General features: G+C 46.1%; 16 protein-coding genes and 1 riboswitch. Of the genes, 10 read left to right on the plus strand and 6 right to left on the minus strand.

Features of this window, described 5'->3' with window-relative positions; translation table 11 throughout:
- Nucleotides 1-514 precede the first annotated feature (514 nt).
- The 5 genes from DW085_RS08730 (at nt 515) to DW085_RS08750 (ending at nt 8,598) form a co-directional block, all read left to right on the plus strand.
- Nucleotides 515-847: a helix-turn-helix transcriptional regulator gene (locus tag DW085_RS08730; protein WP_181986209.1), complete on the plus strand. Its 333-nt coding sequence runs from the start codon at nt 515-517 to the stop codon at nt 845-847.
- A gap of 134 nt (nt 848-981) precedes the next feature.
- A riboswitch (cyclic di-GMP riboswitch) is annotated at nt 982-1,057 on the plus strand.
- A gap of 100 nt (nt 1,058-1,157) precedes the next feature.
- On the plus strand, nt 1,158-3,002 hold the full coding sequence (locus tag DW085_RS08735) for an ABC transporter substrate-binding protein (RefSeq protein ID WP_118471916.1): 1,845 nt from the start codon (nt 1,158-1,160) through the stop codon (nt 3,000-3,002).
- 147 nt (nt 3,003-3,149) lie between these two features.
- Nucleotides 3,150-5,315: an ATP-binding protein gene (locus DW085_RS08740; protein WP_243033982.1), complete on the plus strand. Its 2,166-nt coding sequence runs from the start codon at nt 3,150-3,152 to the stop codon at nt 5,313-5,315.
- Between the two features lie 49 nt (nt 5,316-5,364).
- A complete protein-coding gene (locus DW085_RS08745; RefSeq protein ID WP_118492291.1) occupies nt 5,365-8,193 on the plus strand; it encodes a transporter substrate-binding domain-containing protein in 2,829 nt (942 codons plus the stop codon).
- 51 nt (nt 8,194-8,244) lie between these two features.
- Entirely contained in the window at nt 8,245-8,598 is a 354-nt protein-coding gene (locus DW085_RS08750) for an Hpt domain-containing protein (RefSeq protein ID WP_107001123.1), read from the plus strand.
- A gap of 50 nt (nt 8,599-8,648) precedes the next feature.
- On the opposite strand, the gene DW085_RS08755 is transcribed toward DW085_RS08750, so the two are convergent.
- The 6 genes from DW085_RS08755 to DW085_RS08785 form a co-directional block, all read right to left on the minus strand.
- A complete protein-coding gene (locus tag DW085_RS08755) occupies nt 8,649-8,939 on the minus strand; it encodes an ABC transporter ATP-binding protein (RefSeq protein WP_107001122.1) in 291 nt (96 codons plus the stop codon).
- Nucleotides 8,940-9,115: 176 nt separating this feature from the next.
- Complete coding sequence (locus tag DW085_RS08760) at nt 9,116-9,490, minus strand: desulfoferrodoxin family protein (RefSeq protein WP_107001121.1); 375 nt, start codon at nt 9,488-9,490, stop codon at nt 9,116-9,118.
- Between the two features lie 21 nt (nt 9,491-9,511).
- Nucleotides 9,512-10,054 carry a rubrerythrin gene (gene rbr, locus DW085_RS08765; protein ID WP_107001120.1) on the minus strand — a complete coding sequence of 181 codons (543 nt, stop codon included), beginning with the start codon at nt 10,052-10,054 and terminating at the stop codon, nt 9,512-9,514.
- 72 nt (nt 10,055-10,126) lie between these two features.
- Complete coding sequence (locus DW085_RS08770; RefSeq protein ID WP_242995740.1) at nt 10,127-10,366, minus strand: helix-turn-helix domain-containing protein; 240 nt, start codon at nt 10,364-10,366, stop codon at nt 10,127-10,129.
- A gap of 86 nt (nt 10,367-10,452) precedes the next feature.
- The gene (locus DW085_RS08775) at nt 10,453-11,232 is read right to left on the minus strand and encodes a DUF134 domain-containing protein (RefSeq protein WP_107001119.1); all 780 of its coding nucleotides are present in this window, start codon (nt 11,230-11,232) and stop codon (nt 10,453-10,455) included.
- A 241-nt stretch (nt 11,233-11,473) separates the two neighbouring features.
- Complete coding sequence (locus DW085_RS08785; RefSeq protein WP_107001117.1) at nt 11,474-12,373, minus strand: AraC family transcriptional regulator; 900 nt, start codon at nt 12,371-12,373, stop codon at nt 11,474-11,476.
- 117 nt (nt 12,374-12,490) lie between these two features.
- Between DW085_RS08785 and DW085_RS08790 the strand changes: the two genes are divergently transcribed.
- The 5 genes from DW085_RS08790 (at nt 12,491) to DW085_RS19740 (ending at nt 19,966) form a co-directional block, all read left to right on the plus strand.
- Nucleotides 12,491-13,669: an MFS transporter gene (locus tag DW085_RS08790; protein WP_107001116.1), complete on the plus strand. Its 1,179-nt coding sequence runs from the start codon at nt 12,491-12,493 to the stop codon at nt 13,667-13,669.
- 248 nt (nt 13,670-13,917) lie between these two features.
- Nucleotides 13,918-15,870 (plus strand): oleate hydratase, encoded by a 1,953-nt coding sequence (locus tag DW085_RS08795; RefSeq protein WP_107001294.1) that lies wholly within the window; start codon nt 13,918-13,920, stop codon nt 15,868-15,870.
- A 301-nt stretch (nt 15,871-16,171) separates the two neighbouring features.
- Nucleotides 16,172-17,134, plus strand: a complete 963-nt coding sequence (locus tag DW085_RS19735) for a hypothetical protein (protein ID WP_233430245.1) — start codon at nt 16,172-16,174, stop codon at nt 17,132-17,134.
- Nucleotides 17,135-17,351: 217 nt separating this feature from the next.
- Nucleotides 17,352-19,289, plus strand: a complete 1,938-nt coding sequence (locus tag DW085_RS08805; RefSeq protein ID WP_243033983.1) for an HAD-IC family P-type ATPase — start codon at nt 17,352-17,354, stop codon at nt 19,287-19,289.
- Nucleotides 19,244-19,966, plus strand: coding sequence for a cation transporting ATPase C-terminal domain-containing protein (locus DW085_RS19740; protein WP_243033984.1), 723 nt, complete (start codon nt 19,244-19,246; stop codon nt 19,964-19,966). The genes DW085_RS08805 and DW085_RS19740 overlap by 46 nt, the downstream gene beginning before the upstream one ends.
- Nucleotides 19,967-19,994 lie beyond the last annotated feature (28 nt).

Below are 19,994 nucleotides of genomic sequence, written 5' to 3' on the forward strand. Positions count from 1 at the left end.
CGTGCATTTTTCCATCAGCTGATTCGCTTTTCAGATTTATCCTTTAATTGTTTCCTTATCCGTTCGGATGTTCAGATTTGTTGCTGACATACGCACAACCTCCACATGGCTTACAGTATACTCACATACTCGTGCCACGTCAATATAGTGTCATTATATGAGCTGTGAACTTTCTGTGAAAAGGCATCCATGTCAGATTGCGTAGCCATCTGCGAATAGCCTTTATATTCATCAGAAGGGTGATCCCTCTGGGATGGGGATTTATCCGTGGATATGCGGCTTTGCGGTATGAGAAGGCTTATTTTTTTGTTTGGGGTTTCAAACTTTTATGTGACAAACATAACTGTCTGTGTTATTATAAAAATGATATAAGCGAAAATGACTTTTGCGGAAACGAAAGTATCTTTATATTTTTTTATCCGTATACTTCCCATGATGGGGATAAATACTTGCAAAGTTGATTACTAATATTTTTTCATTATTACAGGTACAATAAGAACATGTAATAGCGGAAATGAGGTATAGTTACTTGCAGGTAGAGAAGTATATTGCGGATAAAATAACATCTTTATGTGAAAAGCGTGATATCAGTAAATACAGATTATCGCAGCTGTCGGGAATTTCCCAGTCGTCACTGGGAAGGATCATGGCGCAGGAAAACCTGCCGTCGCTGATCACACTTGAAAAAATATGTGCAGCTTTGGGCGTGACATTATCGCAGTTTTTTCAGGAAGGTAATTCAGAGAATCTGACAGAAAAACAGAAAGAAGTTCTAGGGATATGGAACGATCTGAATGCAAATGAGCAGGAAACAGTAATGTCAATGCTTCGTGGACTTCGGAAGTAGAAGAACAGTTCGAGTATATATATCGACTGTTCTTTTTTTGTTTTCAGGCGTTAAAACGGTAATGTTTTTCTTGTGTACAGTAGAGCGCTATAGTATAATAAAACCAGTTTTTTGCATAAGTTTAAAAGCTATAATAAGGAAATCGGCAAACCAGATGAAAGTCTGGGACGCAAAACTACAGGGCCTGTAAAATGGCAGCCAGTTGCATAAAATGAGGTGCACTGTCTGTCTGACAGTGCTTTTTTGTGGTGTTATTTCATAGACGTAACAATAATGACTTTATATAGGAAAGAATGAGGAAAATGAAAGTATGAAAAAGGCAAAACGTTGTCTGATAGCGGTGGTGTCAGGTGTACTTGCAGCAGCTGCTGTCTTGTCTGGATGTGGACAGTCAAAGAAAGAAGTATCTAAAAATGATGATCATCTTACCGTTTATCTGTGGGAAAATCGTTTGATGAAAAATATTGCACCCTATATCCATGAACAGTTTCCTGATCAGGATATCGAATTTATTATTGGTAACAATGATACCGATTTATACAGTTATTTTAAAGAACATGATGAATTACCGGATATCATAACAGTACGTCGATTTTCTGGAACAGATGCACAGGACTTACAGCCTTATCTTATGGATTTTGCTTCTTATGATGTTGTTTCTAAGTATTATTCCTATGCGGTGCAATATTATAAGAATGAGGAGGATGAAATCCAGTGGCTGCCAATCTGTGGTATTCCGCAGACGATCATTGCCAACAAAACACTGTTTGATCAGTATGGCATAAAGATTCCAGAAAATTATGAGGAATATGTACAGGCCTGTCAGCAGTTTTATGATAATGGCATAAAACCGTATTCCATGGATCTTGGTGAAGACTGGTCTAATAATGAAATCATCCAGGCAGCGGCAATCGGTGAGTTTACAAGCCTGGATGGTATTGAATGGCGAAACGGTGCAGAGACTGCAGCGGATGAAGTAAAGTTTGATGATACATTATGGAAACGTATTTTTTCAGAAACCAGTCAGTTTCTTAAGGACTCGCATTTTGGCAAAGAAGATATCAATATTGACATCAATACAGGAACCCAGATGTTTGTCGAGGGAAAATCAGCAATGTTTCATGGACATCCGACGGTTATGCAGCAGCTGCAGAAACAGATGGATGCGGAGCTGATCCGTATTCCTTACTTTTCACAGACATCGGATGAATCCTATGTGTATATGACTCCGTCATTAAACATTGCATTTAACAAAAACCTGGAAAAAGACCGGGAGAAACTGGATACTGCACTGGATGTGCTGGATTGTATGATTTCAGAAGAGGGGCAAAAGCTGATTGCGGATGGAAGCGGTGTTATTTCATTGAATACAGATGTTCCAACCATGATGCAGGATGTACCTGGACTGGAAGAGGAAATTAAAAATAATGCTGTTTATATCCGATATTCCGCTCAAAAATCATTTGATGCAAGTCTTGAGGCTGTTCACGGATTACTGTCAGGGGAAATGGATGAAACACAGGCTTATGATACTTTGCGCAGTGTAATGAATCGTAAAGTTCCGGAAGAAAAAGCAACGGTGAATTTTGAAAATGAATATTCCATTTCACTGAACGATAGAAATGGCCGTGATTCAGCATCTTCCATTTTAACTACGATCAGAGAAGAAAATGATGCACAGCTGGCTCTGGCACCATATTATTATTTCACTTCTTCTATGTATAAAGGAGAATGCACCAATAGCCGGGTTGGCATGATGACAGCAAAGAGTTCAGATACAGCATTATATTTTACAAAAATTAGTGGTAAACAGGTTTGTGAACTCGTGGAAAATTATTTCGCCGATGCGGATGAGAATTTTTATGTAACCAATAAATACGAATTACCAATTGCATCCGGTATGAAAATTATCGTCAATCAAGCGGAAAGTGGATTTTCATTAAAGGACTTGACAGTTAATGATAAGAAAATAGACAAAGAAAAGGAATACTCGATTCTTCTTACAGACACCACAATGTCTGTTTTGAAAAAAATAAATCCGAAATGTGAGATTGAGCAGCTTAAAGATACAACATTATCAAGTGCATGGATCGAAGCAATGTCAAAAGGACAGCAGCCGTCAGCACCGGAAGATTATATAGAGGTTGAACAGTAAAAGTGGAGATAGAACAAACGGTAAATAAAAGAAAAAAAAATAACAAGGCTGTTGCTTATACTACTTATTATTCTTTTAAGCGTAGTTTGTATAAAGTATCTTATAAGTAAGTCTAGCAAGTATATCAGTGAAAATGGAAAAAGCAGTATGGGAGCTGTTGTTGAGCAGATGCAGCAGACCTATGATCTTCAAGTGAGTGGGTACTACAGCCAGCTGCAGTTGGTTAAGGAATTTTTACTTCATGAGAGGGAGCTGTCTCTTGAAACGGATATGAACAAAAGTTTCTTTGAAGCATGGGAAAAAGAATCGGAAAGTACACTTATATTCCTTCGGGAAAATGGTCAGGCAATATCAGCAGGTGGAACAAAAATGCGGATTGATATGCCAAGTAAATTTCTGCTGGACTTAAAGAATGGATACAATATTGGAAAACTGGTGCGTGTTGATTATGATCAGAAGAAAAAAGACGGTTATCTGGTTGCGATTCCATGTCAGGAATATACTATCAATGGGGAAACTTATACGGCAATTGGAAGCGTGTATGATCATTCGAAACTGGATTCCATGTTAAAACTGAAAGGTTATGACGGGAAAGCATATTTGTTCATTCTGGATAATGACGGAAATATTACGTATACGAACCAGAGTGGTGATAAATACCTGCGTAATTATTCCCTGTTAAAACATTTAAAAGGAGAACAGGCTATTACAGAAGAAGAGGCTGATTTGTTCAAAAAGAAGTTTAATAACAGAGAATCCGGAGTTGCACTTTTGGGAAAACAGAACCCCTATTATCTGGGGTATTGCCCGATAGAAAGCAACAACACCATTTTGGTATGTATTGTGGAAAGGGGAGTTGTTGACAATGTGCTGAGGGATTACCAGAAAACGGTGTTGTTTACAACAATACTCATGGCAGGTTATATATTTTTACTTTTTGCCGGATTATTCTACAGTATTTCCAGACTTAGTCTTGCAGATCAAAAAGCAGAATATGAAAAAAGAAATAATGAACTTCATTTACAAACAATGAAGGAAATGGAAGTAGTCAATCAAAAACTGAAAAAGGCAAAGAACGTTGCAACAGAGGCTTTGCAGACAGCTGAAAATGCAAATAAGGCGAAAACGGATTTCCTGTCTAATATGTCACATGATATTCGTACACCTATGAATGCAATCATTGGTATCACATCTTTGATCAGACATGATGCAGGTAATAAAGCAAAAGTTATAGAGTATGCAGAAAAAATAGACATTTCATCACAGCACCTGTTAGGAATTATCAATGATGTTCTGGATATGAGCAAGATTGAGGCAGGAAAAACAGTCTTCAAGTATTCTGACTTTTCTATTCTGGATCTTGTACAGGAACTTGACACTATATTTCATACTCAAATATATGAAAAGCAGCAGACCCTTACAATCATAAAAGAAAATATTCAGCATGAGTGGGTGAATGCGGATCAGGTTCACCTGATGCAGATTTTCAGCAACCTGCTTTCCAATGCAGTGAAGTATACCCAGGAAGGTGGGGAAATTCAGTTCTTTGTAGAAGAATGTGAGACAAAGTCATCTGTCTATGCAAAGTACCGTTTCTTAGTTAGCGATAATGGTATGGGAATGTCGGCAGATTTCAAGGATACAATTTTTGATGCGTTTACCCGTGCGGAAAGTTCCCTTACAAATAAAATACAGGGAACCGGACTTGGAATGGCGATTACTAAGAATCTGGTTGAGGCAATGGGAGGTACCATTGATGTGGAGAGTGAACCAGGACAGGGAAGCTGTTTTGAGGTTCTCTTGGATCTGAAAATTGCAGAGGATAGAACGGTTGCTCTGGCGGCACAAGAAGAAACAGATGAGCAGGATGGAAATATTCTGCAGGGAATGAAATTCCTGTGTGCAGAGGATAATGAGTTGAACGCGGAGATCCTGATAGAACTGTTAAAAATTGAAGGTGCGGAATGTACCATTTGTGAAAATGGCGAAGAGATTTTGGAAGCATTTGAACAGTCTGCTCCAGGTGATTATGACATGATTCTGATGGATGTGCAGATGCCTGTTATGAATGGTTATGATGCAACGAAGGCAATCCGCAGAAGCTCCCATGAAGCGGCAAAGAAGATTCCAATTATTGCAATGTCTGCCAATGCGTTCTCGGAGGACGTTCAGCATTCTCTGGCAGCCGGTATGAATGCACATATTTCAAAACCGGTTGAGATGAAGGTGCTGGAAAAGACGATCAGAAGCATAAAATCTGGTGGGGGGGGGGTACCGAACCGCAGGTCACTGAACAGTGACAAATGGATTTGATGCGACAGTGCAATTTTATTAAACCAGAAGGTTGACAAGGAGATTTAATATGATTTCGAGAGCAAAGAAATATGTGGCAGTGTTACTGTTTTTTGTATGCGTGTGTATGCTGTTTTCTCCCCAGACTGCATATGCAGCCGAGGGCAGTTCACAGCATGAAACTGTCAAAGTCGGTTTCTTTGCCATGGATGGTTATCATGTGATGGATGAAGAAGGCAACCGCAGTGGGTATGGCTATGATTTTCTTCGGCTGATGGCCCGTTATTGGGATGTGGATTACGAATATGTCGGATATGATAAGAGCTGGGATGATATGCAGCAGATGCTTGAAGATGGCGAGATTGATATGGTAACATCTGCCCGCAAAACACCGGACAGAGAAGAAAAGTTTGATTTTTCACGTCCAATCGGAACCAATTATGGGATGCTGACCGTCCGCAGTGACAACAGCACGATTGTGGACGGCAATTACAGCACTTACAACGGTATGCGTGTGGCGCTTTTGAACGGAAACACCCGGAATGAAGAGTTTGCGGATTTTGCAGACAACAAAGGATTTACATATGTTCCATCTTATTTTGATACGACCACAGAAATGGATGAAGCCCTTCAGAGCGAAAAAGTTGATGCGATTGTTACCAGTTCTCTGAGAAAAACAAACAATGAGCGAATCGTGGAGAAATTTGGCAGCAGCGATTTCTATGTCATTGTTAAAAAGGGCAATACAGAATTGCTGAATGAGATCAATTATGCGATCGATCAGATGAATGCGGTTGAGGGTGACTGGAAAACGACGCTTTACAATAAAAATTATGAAAGCATCGAAACTAAGAATCTGGAATATACGGAGAAAGAAAAAAGTATTATTTCACAGTATTCCAAGGACAACCCGCTTCATGTTCTGTGTGATCCGACCCGTTATCCATATTCTTATAATGAAAATGGTGAGATGAAGGGTATTATCCCGGATTACTTCCGGAAAATTGCAGACTATGCCGGGATTTCCTATGAGTTTCTTACACTTGTCACCAGAGATGAGTATATTGCTTATCAGAAAAATAAGGAAACCACAGATATGAGCATCGATGCACGCCTGGAAACAGATAACTATGCTGAGACGAAAAAATGGGGGATTACTGCACCTTTCATTACGATGCAGCTGGCAAGGGTGACACGGCGTGACTTTGATGGGAAAATTAATGTTGTTACTACTGTTGACCAGACAGTATCAAATTCAATTGAAGATGCAATGGCACCCGGTGCAGAAAAACTGATGTGCAGTACCCGACAGGAAATGATGGAAGCTGTCCGTAAGGGTAAAGCAGATGCTGCCTTCGTCTACTATTACATGGCACAGGCGTTTGTGAACAGTGACACTACAGGCACCATGACATATACTCTGCTGGAACAGCCTACATTCACCTACCGCATGGTAATTTCATCAACTGAGAACCATGCGCTGGCTGGTATTCTGACGAAAGCAATGTATGCCATGCCCCAAAATCTTGTTGAAGATCTTGCAGCACAGTATACCACATACAAAGCAACAGAGCTGACATTTGTTGACTGGATCCGTCTGCATCCTGTTGTTACTGTTTTGGCTCTTCTTATTTTTGGAGGGCTGCTGACTACTATGGCTGTGATAATGGTGCGTCTCAGTGCAAGAAAAAAAGCTCAGAAGACGGCTCAGGAGAAAGCTGAGGAAATGGCGGAATTGGCAGAGCATGCACAGGCTGCAACCAAGGCAAAAACAGCATTTCTGTCACATATGTCCCATGATATGAGGACACCGATGAATGCAATCATAGGATTTACCGGTATTGCAATGAAAAACAATCCGTCAGACGAGGTGAAAAATTGTCTGGAAAAGATTGACGAAAGCTCAGAGCATTTACTGTCGCTGCTCAATGATGTATTAGATCTGACCCGCATCGAAAGTGGAAAAGTGAAATACAATCCGGTACCGGCGGATGTGAAAAACATTACAGATTCTGCATTGGATATTACAAAAGGCTTTCTTACGAACAGGGATATCAACTTTAAGATTCAGCGTGAAGGAGCAAAGATTCCAAATGTACTTGCGGATCCTGCACGCCTGCGTGATGTGCTGGTCAATATTCTGAGCAATGCCGTAAAATACACTCCGGATGGAGGGACGATTACATTTGAAGCCCGGTGTCTGGAAAAGGGCGGGGATGGATATATAAATATGCGTTACCGTATTTCGGATACTGGTATTGGCATGAGTGAGGAATTTACAAAAGAAGTTTTTGAGGAATTTGCACAGGAAGATTCCGATGTGAGAACGCAGTACCATGGAGTTGGACTGGGGATGGCTATCGTAAAGAAGTATGTAGATATGATGGGTGGAACCATTTCCGTGCAGAGTAAAAAGCATGAGGGAACCACATTTACTGTGGATATTCCTTTGGAAATTACAGATAAGGAATGTAGTAAGTCAGACACAGGTATTTCTGAAAAGGTGAATCTTACAGGTGTGAATGTCCTTCTTGCAGAGGATAATGAACTGAATGCAGAGATTGCTGCCGTGCAGTTGGAAGAGTTCGGGATGAATGTAGAAAGAGTTGTGGATGGAAAGAATGCTGTTGAGATTTTCAGAAATCATCCGGAAGGCACATTTGATGTAATCCTGATGGATATCATGATGCCTGAAATGAATGGTTATGAAGCAGCAAAAGCAATCAGGGCAATGAATGACAGACCGGATGGAAAAAACATTCCTATTATAGCAATGACAGCTAATTCATTTGCAGAAGATGTTCAGGCATCACTGGATGCAGGAATGAACGCACATTTGTCAAAGCCGATTGTGATTGATGAAGTTATAAAAACGATTTTAAGGTATGTATATAATTGATTCGCAGAGGTTCATGAATTAGTGGAATACAATTGACAGGAGGACTAAAATATGACAATGCAAGAGTGTTACGAAGCTATTGGAGGAAACTATGAAGCTGTCTTGGGACGCCTTCACAGCGAAGCACTGATTCGGAGATTTGCATTAAAGTTCCTTGAAGATCAGAGTTATATACAGTTAAAACAGGCATTGGAAAATAAAAATTATGAAGATGCTTTTCGCGGTGCACACACACTGAAAGGGGTGTGTCAGAATCTTTCTTTTGACCGTCTGTATGAGGTTAGTCATGAGTTGACAGAACTTTTGAGAGATAGAACCGGAGAGCAGCCGGGGATACCGGAAGCAATGGAAAAAGTAACAGAAGTATATGAGATGACAATTGAAGAAATAAAGAAGGGGCTGTAGTATTAAGTAATGCGACATGACTTTCTGCCTTGAATCAAGTGCTTGGAACATCATAAAAATGAGTGGATAAAGGAAACAAAATGTCGATTCACCAATAATTGGCCAAAGCGAACGTGGGAAAACTCCACCGCTCCCAGCGCATGACCGATTCGCTTCGGTGCTTCCGGCTCTGCTTCCATCTCCGGCTCATCCAGCAGCTCATATACCCGCTCCATGGAGGCCAGCGCCGATTGCAGAGAGTTTGTCATATAGGAAAGCTCTGTGATCGGTTCGCTGGACATGTTCATGTACTGGAAAAAGGCCTGGAACGTGCCGGGGGTCAGGCTGCCTTTTATAAGCATCCCACCGCCGAGGATCGCAATCCATGTGTCTGCCCTCCACGGCAATGTTGATCTTGTCGGCGGTGATGGTAGGGATCAGCAAAGCGCCTGCCGCATTCGCCAGCGTGACAAGTAGGATGAATACACACTTGCCGCGATAGGGGTTGAGAAATAGCAACAGATTTTTGAAAGATGAATCACGCTTTCCACAGACTATGGAGGTTGCAATAAGCGTAGACCGCTTCGACTTCATCGCCCTCGCAGAGAGCGAAGCAGACCTCCGGCTTTTCGCCGGGATGCAGTTCCTTGCGCTGATTGCCTTGCTTGGTCTGGAGAGATACCCATTCGATGTAGTGCTCCGGCAGCATAGGATGCTCCAAGGAGCCGACCTTGACATGGACGATGCCGTTTTCTACCGTCCAGACGGGAACATGCTTCTCCACGGCGGCGTCGGTGGTGCCGGGAACGATCTCGCTCATCGGCTCGCCGCAGCAGATGACGGGAACGCCCGTGTCCTTGACCTTGGCAATGATGTTACCGCAATGCTTGCAAATGTAAAACTTCTGCTCCATGATGATTCTCCTTTTCTTTCTTTAATAATTTTCCGCGTGGATCTCAAAATAGCTCTGGGGATGATTGCAGGCAGGGCAGACTTCCGGCGCTTTCTCACCGATCACAATGTGGCCGCAGTTGCGGCACTCCCATACCTTGACCTCACTCTTTGCAAAGACCTCCGCCATCTCCACATTGTGCAGCAGGGCACGGTAGCGCTCCTCATGGTGCTTTTCAATAGCGGCAACCAGACGGAAGCGCTGCGCCAGTTCATGAAAGCCTTCTTCATCGGCGGTTTTGGCAAAGCCGTCGTACATATCCGTCCACTCGTAGTTCTCGCCCTCAGCGGCAGAGAGAAGATTTTCAGAGGTATCGCCAATGCCGTTCAGTTCTTTGAACCACAGCTTAGCATGTTCCTTTTCGTTGTCAGCGGTTTTAAGGAACAACGCCGCGATCTGCTCATAGCCTTCCTTCTTGGCCTTGGATGCAAAATAGGTGTACTTGTTGCGTGCCTCGGACTCACCGGCAAAGGCAGCCATCAGATTTTTTTCGGTTTGAGTACCTGCGTATTTCGTTTCTTTCATGATCGATTCTCCTTTCGGTTTTCTGCTTTCATTATATTAGAATTATGATTTCACTCTGTGACAAAGTCACATCTATTTCAAACGATTTAGTCTGTTCTTATCCCGCAACGTGATCGCGCCTCGTCTTAGTTCTACGAGCCCGTCCTCCGAGAAGCTTTTGAGCATCCGCGCCACCGCCTCCCGCGCCGAGCTGATGTGCTGGGCGATCTGCTCATGGGTCATGCGTATCGTGTCGGAGTCAGTACGTTCCGCTTCGGCAAGGAGAAACTCTGCCAGCCGCCGATCCAATCCCTTGAACATGATCTGCTGCATCGCCCACATCACATCAGAAAAGCGTTTCCATTTCGTGTTCGGTCAAGGATGACCAGAACGGAAGCTGTGTCAGTGTTCGTTCCATATCAATGGCAGCTATGCTTGCCGCAGCCGTGGTTACCGCAGGTGTGACCTTTCTCGCCGTGCTCATGGTCATGGTGATCACAATGAACATTGGGGTCATAGCCCAGATTTCCGCTGAGCAATGCGCTCACCGCTGCATCAGCGTCCCCGCTGACACCGCCGTAGAGCTTGATGCCCGCTTCGGCCAGAGCTGCCTGGGCACCGCCGCCGATGCCCCCGCAAATCAAAGTGTCCACGCCGTTCTGCATCAGGAAGCCTGCCAGTGCGCCGTGACCGCTGCCGTTGGTATCAACAACTTCCGCATGAGTGATTTTGCCGTCTGTAGCTTCATAAAGCTTGAACTGTTCGGTATGGCCGAAATGCTGAAAAATTTGACCGTTTTCATAGGTAACTGCAATTTTCATAATGGAATCTCCTTTGCATTTTTTGTTGGATTTTTCTGTGTTGGCTCTCTGCATCCGGCACCAACGGCCGCAGTGGGCTGCCTCCTGCCCTCCGCAGATGCGGTAGTTTCCTCCGGTGATGTGCAGCGGTTTTCCGTGGACAAGACACGCTGCGATCTTGCGCCGTGCGACTTCGTAAATCTCCTGCACGGTAGAGCGTGAAATGTCCATTTGCACGGCACACTGTTCGTGGGTTTGCTGCTCCAAGTCAACCAGACGAATGACCTCGTATTCGTCCAGCGTCAGCAGGATCGGCTCGGTATTCTCGCACCCATTGGGGCAGAAGGTATCAACTTGTGGTGCGCCACAAATCCGACGGCACCGTGACGGTCTTGGCATGGACGCGTTCCTCCTTTTGTTTTCGGTATATACCGATTATAACACCTCGCACAGAAAAATCAATACAGATTTTTTAAAAGCCGCTGTAATGCTTATCAGAATCTCAAATATAAATATGGAAATCGACATTTTTGGTGCAGAGGATATTCAAATCTCCAAGCTGTGTGTCGGATGCATGAGTTTCGGCAAGGCATTGACCAGAATCCCGCGGATGGCAGCCGGAAATGCAGCGCCGTCCCAATCAGCGGCTTTTCTGTTTCCGGTATTCCGTTGGGGTTAATTGGTAGCGTTTTTTGAATAATCTGCAAAAATAGTCAACGTTATGAAAACCTGTCTCAGAAGAAATGAGACTGACTTTTTTCTCGGTTTTTGAAAGCAACTGACCGGCCTGTTTTAAACGGTAGTTAATGAGATAGTTAACCGGCGTTATATGTAAATATTTCCGAAACAGATTCAAAGCGGTACTTTTACTGACCATTGCCTGTTCTGCAATGTCATCCAATGAGATACTCCGTGAGTAATTTAGATGGATAAATTGCAGCATGAGCTGTAACCGGGCTTGAGAAGCGGTTGAATGATCCTTGTGTTCTTCCTGATATGAAATGTCTGTGTTTTCAAATATTTCCAGCCAGAGATTCTGAAGGAGAGAACTGGTAAGGAGTTCTTTGGATAAAACGGAATCCTGTGCAGAAATAATTTGCCGCATGATAGATAAAACCTTTGCTTGCCAGCATACTTTTTTATGAAATACGAGAAATGGCAATGAGGAAGAAATGATCGGCAGAATATATTTCTGATAAATCAGGCTGTCGCAAGGGGCAATAAAAGAAGGCATAAATACAAAATTGGGAATGAGGGCTTTTGAGGGAGAATAAAGGCGATGGAGTACCTTTGTATTAATGAATATGCCATTTCCTTCGGTTAAATGAAATTGGTCTTCTCCAATCCACAAAGTAACGGTTCCGGATTCAATATAAATAAACTCCAATTCAGTATGCCAGTGCCATTCGATACAGTTGAAATCAAAAACGGACAGATCTTCATAGTAAAACTGGAAAGGATAGAGAGTGCTTCCGTGCTGAGCTGTCTCCATCAAATCTTCACCTGTAATGATTTTGGTATAGGTTGTATTTATATTCATAGAAACCCCACTCTTTGAAACATACTTTACGATATTATACAATAAATTTCGGAAATAAATCAATGAAAATAAAGATGTTATGTTATATAATTCAATAAAAAACGAGGAGTGATGACCATGCCAAATTACCGGAAAACAAAAATAGCCTGTTATATGGGATTTATTACACAGGCAATTGCAGCTAATTTTGCCCCATTGTTATTTTTGAAATTTCATAATGATTATCAGATTGCACTTGGAAAAATCGCGTTGATTTCTACCTGCTTTTTCCTTACACAGTTGTTGGTAGACCTGTTTTGTGCAAAGTTTGTGGACAAAATAGGGTATCGCATCTGTATTGTTACTTCTGAGGTATGTTCCGCAGCAGGATTGGTTGGTCTGGCTTTTTTGCCGGAGCTTTTGCCGGAACCGCTTGTTGGAATTATCCTGAGTGTGATTGTATATGCAGTCGGAAGTGGTCTGATTGAAGTGCTTTGCAGCCCGATCGTGGAGGCGTGTCCATTTGATAACAAAGAGGCAACGATGAGTCTGCTTCACTCTTTTTATTGTTGGGGAGCAGTGGGAACGATTGTGATCTCTACACTGTTTTTTGCGGTGTTTGGCATGGACAGCTGGAAATGGCTGGCTGTCTTATGGGCGCTTGTTCCGGCCATAAATATCTATAATTTTGCAACCTGTCCGATCGAGCATTTGGTAGATGAGGGGGAAGGAATGGGAATAAAAGAACTGTTTCGAAAACCTCTTTTCTGGCTTTCCATATGCTTGATGATTTGCTCCGGTGCATCAGAACTGGCTATGGCACAATGGGCATCTGCTTATGCGGAAGCTGCTCTGGGGCTGTCAAAGACAGTTGGTGACCTGGCCGGTCCCTGCATGTTTGCTGTTACAATGGGGATCAGTCGTATAATTTTCGGAAAATATGGTGATAAAATGGATCTGATGAAATTTATGATCGGATCTGGAATTTTATGTGTGATATGCTACCTGCTTGTTTCTGTATCGTTGAATCCGATATCAGGTTTGATTGGATGTATTATCTGTGGCTTTTCTGTTGGGATTATGTGGCCCGGCACAATCAGTATTTCATCAGAAAGATTTCCGGCAGGTGGAACGGCTATGTTTGCTTTGCTTGCTATGGCGGGGGACCTGGGTGGAAGCATAGGTCCGGGGATTGTTGGACGTGTTACACAAAGTGCAGGAGACAATATTCGTGCAGGTATGGGAGTTGGGCTATTGTTCCCGGTTATTTTATTAATCGTGCTTTTTATTTTTGCAAGGCAAAAAAATAATAAATGAAAGCTTTTTTACAATCAATTCAAAGCCAAGAAGTATAAAGCCAAAGCTCATGAAAAGTCAGTACAAAAGGTAGTAAGAAAATGGAATGACCAAAGGCAAGCGGGAAGTGCCAGAAGATGATGCCCTTGACTTTTCTCCAAAAAAGTTTTACTATCAAACTACTGTTAGATAGTATTAAAAACTAGATATCGGGGTAATGTAAAAAAGAAGTGGTTTGAAAGTTGAAGAAAGGCAGGGGCGATCAGGACATGAATAAGAAAGCATGGAAAGCGGGTGCGGTATCGGCACTGGCAGTTGGAGCGGGGCTGGCGGCAGCGGCGTCGAAGCGGAAAAAGGCAGGAAAAGTGGTTAAGTCGGCTTCGGATTACCGGAATACGGAACGCGGCAGCCAGGAGAAAAACAGCAAGGGAATTTATTATTCGAAGGGAAATTATGAGGCATTTGCGCGCCCGGAGAAACCGGCGGGAATCGAGGGCAAATCGGCTTATATCGTCGGAAGTGGATTGGCTTCTCTGGCGGCGGCGTGTTTTCTTGTGAGAGACGCACAGATGCCGGGAGAAAATATCCATATTCTGGAGGCGATGGAGGTAGCAGGCGGTGCATGTGACGGTATTCAGGATCCGACCCGTGGATATGTGATGCGCGGCGGCCGCGAGATGGAGGATCATTTTGAGTGCTTGTGGGATCTGTTCCGCAGCATCCCGTCCCTGGAGGTGCCGGGGGCATCAGTTCTCGATGAATATTACTGGCTGAATAAACATGATCCGAACTACTCGCTCTGCCGTGCGACGGTCAACCGAGGCGAGGATGCACACACGGACGGCAAATTCCGCTTGAGCCAGAAAGGCAGCATGGAGATCATGAAGCTGTTCTTCACGAAGGATGAGGATCTGTATGACAAATCCATTGAGGATGTGTTTGATAATGAGGTGTTTGATTCGGATTTCTGGCTGTACTGGAGAACAATGTTTGCGTTTGAAAATTGGCACAGTGCATTAGAGATGAAACGCTATTTTCAGCGTTTTATCCACCACATTGGCGGACTTCCGGATTTCTCGGCACTTAAATTTACGCGTTACAACCAGTATGAGTCGCTGATTCTGCCGATGCAGAAATATCTGGAGACGGCAGGCGTCCAGATCCAGTTTGGCACCGAGGTTACGAATGTGCGGTTTGACATCCAGGGTGAGAAAAAGGTTGCGAAGGCGATCGAGTACGTGAAGGGCGGCGAGAAGAAGGAAATCGCGTTGACTGAGGATGATTTTGTCTTTATTACGAACGGAAGCTGTACTGAGGGAACGATCTACGGCGACCAGAATCAGGCACCGGTAGAAGGTGCGGAAGTGCGTACCAGCGGCTGCTGGAGTCTGTGGCGTCAGATTGCTGCGCAGGATCCGGCATTTGGACATCCGGAGAAATTCTGCTCGGATATCCAGAAGACGAACTGGGAGTCTGCGACGGTCACGACTTCGGATGAGACAATCATTTCCCAGATCCGCAAGATTTGCCGCAGGGATCCGAGAAGTGGACGCGTCGTAACAGGCGGTATCGTGAGCTGCCGTGATTCAAGCTGGCTGCTCAGCTGGACGATCAACCGTCAGGGACAGTTCAAAGCGCAGGATAAGGACGAGATCTGCGTCTGGGTATACAGTTTATTTACGGATGTACCGGGCGATTATGTGAAGAAGCCGATGCGCGCCTGCACGGGCAAGGAGATCACCGAAGAATGGCTGTACCATCTCGGAATCCCGGAGGATCAGATCGAGGAACTGGCTGAGAACCATGCGAACTGTACGCCGACGATGATGCCGTATATTACAGCATTCTTTATGCCGCGGCGTGCCGGAGACCGCCCGGACGTTATCCCGGATGGATGTGTCAATGCGGCATTTCTGGGGCAGTTTGCGGAGACCCCGCGTGATACTATTTTCACGACCGAGTATTCCGTCCGCACCGCGATGGAAGCGGTGTATGGCTTGTGCGGCGTAGACCGCGGCGTACCGGAGGTATGGGGAAGTGTCTACGATATCCGCGAGCTTCTGGACAGCACGGTCAAGCTGATGGATGGCAGATCGCCGCTGGAAATGAAGCTGCCGATGCCGCTTGAAGCACTCAAAAAGCCGGTTCTCCGGAAGATTGACAAGACGGTGGTTGGAAAGCTGCTGCGCGATCACGGCGTGCTGAAAGACTGGATGGTGTAAGAGACTGAGGAACGCAGGTGTTACTGGACACGTATGCATGAACAGTAACACGCAGGTAAATATGGCTGCGTTAGATAAAGGAAGACAGGCTGTCACAAACAGAAGGCCCCGGACGGAAATCGTTCGTTTGGCATTCGTGTGGCAGCCTTTTTTTGTGTAACAGGAAATTGTCGTGAGGCACATTCTTTTTCACTTGCCCGTTTTTCTCTGACATGATACAATAAAGATTGGCGTAAATGTAGAAAATTTGAGAAGAAAACGATTTTGAAAAGGATCGTTTGATAGATGTGAGGGAAAATAGATGGATTATTTACTTTGTATCCCGGCGCGGGAGACAAATACGAGAGAGAATTGTGAGAAAATACATAATGTTCTGGCGCGCATGTCCGATACCTACAAACTGCGGATTGTACCGGAACCGGTTAAGAATAAGCAGTTTCCATGTCCACCGTATTACAAGAAATACCGGATCTACAAGCCGGTAAAGGAACGCGATACGAACGGAGAGGCATATCTGGAAAAAGAAGAGGAAGAGATGCTCTTGAGTTCCTGCAAGACGGAGGAAGAGCAGGAACTGATGAAAAGCTGTATCTATGCGTACCAGTATTCGGCGGCGATCGTACTTAAAAGCTTCCGGGAGAAGGAAAAGAAAAATAAGATGCAGGTTCGACCTCTTTCGGAGCGGACACAGGCGCCAAGAGGCGTAAGTGGTCCGAATAGGGGAACACGTCTGGAAACACCGGAAAAAGCCGAAAAGCCGGAACAGGAGCGCAGCGCACAAGAACGTCCGTCTGGCAGTGACAGACCGGAACGATCGGAGAGAAGCTATCGGAACCGTACAGCGGATCGTGCTGCTGAGGGGAATACTGAGCGCACGCAGGGCAGAGAAAGAGCTTGCTCAGAGAGAGAGAGGGCAGCGCGTGTTTCGGGAGCCGAGAGAGCAGCGGACAGACGTAGCGGAAACCGCGCGGTGCCGGAAAATGAGAAACGGGAAGACCGCCCGGCTTCTGGAAGACGGGAGCGGTTTGAGCGCCGTCCACCGCGCAGAGGAGAACGACCAGAAGTGGAGAAAAATGAGGTCGTGAGAGATCCGGCGCAGGGCGAAATTCCGTTCCGCGCTTACATGGAGACAGGCAGCCTCCCGGCGTTCCGGGATACGGCAGCAACGGTGCCTGTACAGCCGATACAGCGGAAGAAAGAAGGTTATATGCCGATGGAGCGCAAACCGGCCGCGCAGACGCAGGAGCCGGAACCACAGGTGTAAGGTATGTGACCGAAACAGAACGATAAAATTAAATCATAGAATTTATAGAATGGCATCGAAACAATAAGAGTTCCGATGCCATTTGAGCATCAAACAGGACTATGCTTTCCATTTCTTTATTCCAACCATTCAGTTCTAATCCCCCCTATTTTCCGCATATGAATAAATGCAGTCTGTGAAAAGTACAGAACAGGGACAGAAAAAGGGGGAAATGCGCATGTATGAGAACCGGACGGTGGAAGAGGTGTGCAGGGAGTTTTCGGTCGATTTGCGGACAGGCTTATCGGCAGCGGAAGTGGAGGTGCGGCAGCGCCATTATGGGGAAAATGAGCTGCGGGAAGCACCACCGCGGAGTCTGATTGTGCGCATCGGGGCACAGCTTTGCGACTCCCTGATTTTTGTGTTGTTTGCGGCAGCCGGGATCTCCCTGCTTTTGGGCGAGTACGGCGATGCGGGGGTAATTCTGGCGGTTGTCGTATTAAATGCCACGGTGGGCGTGATTCAGGAGGGGAAGGCGGAGAAAGCGCTCGAATCCTTAAAACGGATGACGCAGCTGGAGGCGGTTGTGATCCGGGAAGGAAAAGAGCGGGAGATTGCCGCGCGGGAGCTGGTGCCGGGGGATCTGGTCGTGCTCGATGCCGGGCGGCAGGTTCCAGCCGACCTGCGTCTTACCGAGACAGCTGAAATGCGGGCAGAAGAATCAGCGCTGACCGGCGAATCGCGGGCGGTTGAGAAAAACAGCCATTTTTTAGCCGCCGGTGCGCTTCCGGTGGCAGAGCGTAAAAATGAGACATTTATGACTTCTTACGTGACGGCAGGGCGGGGAAAGGGAATTGTCATCGCCACCGGCATGAATACGGAGGTAGGGCGGATTGCTTCTCTGATCCGCGAGGCGCCGGAGGAGGAGACACCGTTGCAAAAAAGGCTGTCGGATCTGGGGAAACTATTGAGTATTCTTACGATCGGGCTGTGCGTTTTATTATTTGCCCTCGCCGTCTGGCAGAAGCGCGACGTGATGGAAATGCTGCTCACTGCGATTTCCCTGGCGGTAGCTGCCGTGCCGGAGGGGCTTCCGACGACGGTGACGATTGTGCTGGCGCTGGGAGTGACGAAAATGGCGCGGGCTGGCACGATCGTGCGCCGTCTTCCGTCCGTGGAAACACTGGGGGCAGTCAGCGTGGTCTGCTCAGATAAAACGGGGACGCTGACGAAAAATGAGATGACGGTGACGACATGTTATGTAAATCGACAGGAGTATACGGAACAGGAATTGGCGCGCTCTAAGGAAAGAGAAGTGGGAAAACGGCTTCTGGAGGTATTTGCGCTGTGCAGCGATGCCGGGGAGACGGTGGGGGATGCCACCGAGCGGGCGCTGTACGGATTTTGTGAAAATTGTGGTGTTTCTCCGGAGCATCTGCGTCGGAGATATCCGCGGAAAGGGGAGATTCCCTTTGATTCGGATCGGAAGAGAATGACGACGGTGCATGAGCAGGGAGAAAACTGGATTTCTTGTGTAAAAGGGGCGCCGGATGTGATTCTTAAAAGGTGTCGTTATGAGATGGAAGAGGACAAAATTGTGCCGCTGACCAGGGAGAGGCGGACAGAGATTGAGGCGGAGATCACGCGTATGTCCGCGCGTGCCCTGCGAGTACTCGCGGGGGCGTATAGGGAGCTTCAAACAGGAAAAATGCCGGATGGAAAGTGGGAGAAACAGGTGGGACAGCTGGAGCAGAACCTGGTATTTCTGGGTCTGGCAGGCATGATGGATCCGCCGAGGGAGGCAGCAGCCGGGGCAGTTGAGGCATTTCGCAGGGCATCTGTGCGGACGGTCATGATCACTGGAGATCATGCAGACACGGCGCTTGCGATCGCCAGGCAGCTGGGGATTGCCAAACGGCGGGAAGAATGCATGACGGGGGCGCAGCTGGAAACGCTGGATGAGGGAGCTCTGGAGGAACGAATCGGTTCTGTATCAGTCTTTGCACGGGTGTCGCCGGAACATAAAGTCCGGATTGTGCGGGCTTTAAAACGCGCCGGGTGCGTGACGGCGATGACCGGGGACGGCGTAAATGATGCGCCGGCGCTTAAATCAGCGATATCGGGATCGCGATGGGAAAAGGCGGAACCGATGTGGCGCGGCAGGCGGCGGATATGATTTTGACGGATGATAATTTTGCGACGATCGAGAGGGCAATTGAGGAAGGGCGCGGCATCTATGAAAATATACGAAAATCTATACTGTTTCTGCTTTCCTCCAATCTGGGGGAGATTTTAACCATGTTTGCCGCCGTTGCTATCGGAATACCGGCGCCGCTGGGAGCCGGGCACATCCTTTGGATCAATCTGATTACGGACTCGCTTCCGGCGCTGGCACTCGGCATGGATGGAAACGACCGGGAGAACTTGATGCGTCAGCCGCCGCGCCGGACGGGCGAGTCGCTGTTTGCCGGAGGCGGGTGGTTCTGCATGGTATTTTACGGGTCTCTGATTGCAGCAGTCACGCTGGGGGCATTTTTCAGCAGACAGGAGCTTTTGCGGGCACAGACGTATGCATTTACCGTTCTGGGGCTGTCGGAGCTCTTTCATGCGGTCGGCATGCGCTCGCTTACGGGCTCGGCATTTTCACGCAGTCTTGGGAAAAATCCGCTGATGCTTGCGGCAGTCCTTGTGGGGATTCTGATGCAGGTTGCGGTGACGGAGATTCCTTTTTTGATGAAACTCCTTCACACGGTGCGGCTGCGCCCGGCAGAGTGGCTGGCGCTTCTCCTGTTATCCGCCACGCCGCTGTTAGTGCATGAACTTCTAGCATTTCTTTTTCGGAAACGGCATTGATATAGCGAAAATGCAGTTTACAGATAGG

Source organism: Clostridium sp. AF50-3 (genome assembly GCF_003477445.1).
Lineage (GTDB): Bacteria > Bacillota > Clostridia > Lachnospirales > Lachnospiraceae > Otoolea > Otoolea fessa.

Excerpts from the sequence above, each read along its gene's own strand:
- DW085_RS08730 (WP_181986209.1), top strand. The coding sequence starts at position 515 with ATGAGGTATAGTTACTTGCAGGTAGAGAAGTATATTGCGGATAAAATA.
- DW085_RS08735 (WP_118471916.1), top strand. The coding sequence starts at position 1,158 with ATGAAAAAGGCAAAACGTTGTCTGATAGCGGTGGTGTCAGGTGTACTT.
- DW085_RS08740 (WP_243033982.1), top strand. The coding sequence starts at position 3,150 with ATGGGAGCTGTTGTTGAGCAGATGCAGCAGACCTATGATCTTCAAGTG.
- DW085_RS08745 (WP_118492291.1), top strand. The coding sequence starts at position 5,365 with ATGATTTCGAGAGCAAAGAAATATGTGGCAGTGTTACTGTTTTTTGTA.
- DW085_RS08750 (WP_107001123.1), top strand. The coding sequence starts at position 8,245 with ATGACAATGCAAGAGTGTTACGAAGCTATTGGAGGAAACTATGAAGCT.
- DW085_RS08755 (WP_107001122.1), bottom strand. The coding sequence starts at position 8,939 with ATGCTTATAAAAGGCAGCCTGACCCCCGGCACGTTCCAGGCCTTTTTC.
- DW085_RS08760 (WP_107001121.1), bottom strand. The coding sequence starts at position 9,490 with ATGGAGCAGAAGTTTTACATTTGCAAGCATTGCGGTAACATCATTGCC.
- rbr (WP_107001120.1), bottom strand. The coding sequence starts at position 10,054 with ATGAAAGAAACGAAATACGCAGGTACTCAAACCGAAAAAAATCTGATG.
- DW085_RS08770 (WP_242995740.1), bottom strand. The coding sequence starts at position 10,366 with ATGCAGCAGATCATGTTCAAGGGATTGGATCGGCGGCTGGCAGAGTTT.
- DW085_RS08775 (WP_107001119.1), bottom strand. The coding sequence starts at position 11,232 with ATGCCAAGACCGTCACGGTGCCGTCGGATTTGTGGCGCACCACAAGTT.
- DW085_RS08785 (WP_107001117.1), bottom strand. The coding sequence starts at position 12,373 with ATGAATATAAATACAACCTATACCAAAATCATTACAGGTGAAGATTTG.
- DW085_RS08790 (WP_107001116.1), top strand. The coding sequence starts at position 12,491 with ATGCCAAATTACCGGAAAACAAAAATAGCCTGTTATATGGGATTTATT.
- DW085_RS08795 (WP_107001294.1), top strand. The coding sequence starts at position 13,918 with ATGAATAAGAAAGCATGGAAAGCGGGTGCGGTATCGGCACTGGCAGTT.
- DW085_RS19735 (WP_233430245.1), top strand. The coding sequence starts at position 16,172 with ATGGATTATTTACTTTGTATCCCGGCGCGGGAGACAAATACGAGAGAG.
- DW085_RS08805 (WP_243033983.1), top strand. The coding sequence starts at position 17,352 with ATGTATGAGAACCGGACGGTGGAAGAGGTGTGCAGGGAGTTTTCGGTC.
- DW085_RS19740 (WP_243033984.1), top strand. The coding sequence starts at position 19,244 with ATGGGAAAAGGCGGAACCGATGTGGCGCGGCAGGCGGCGGATATGATT.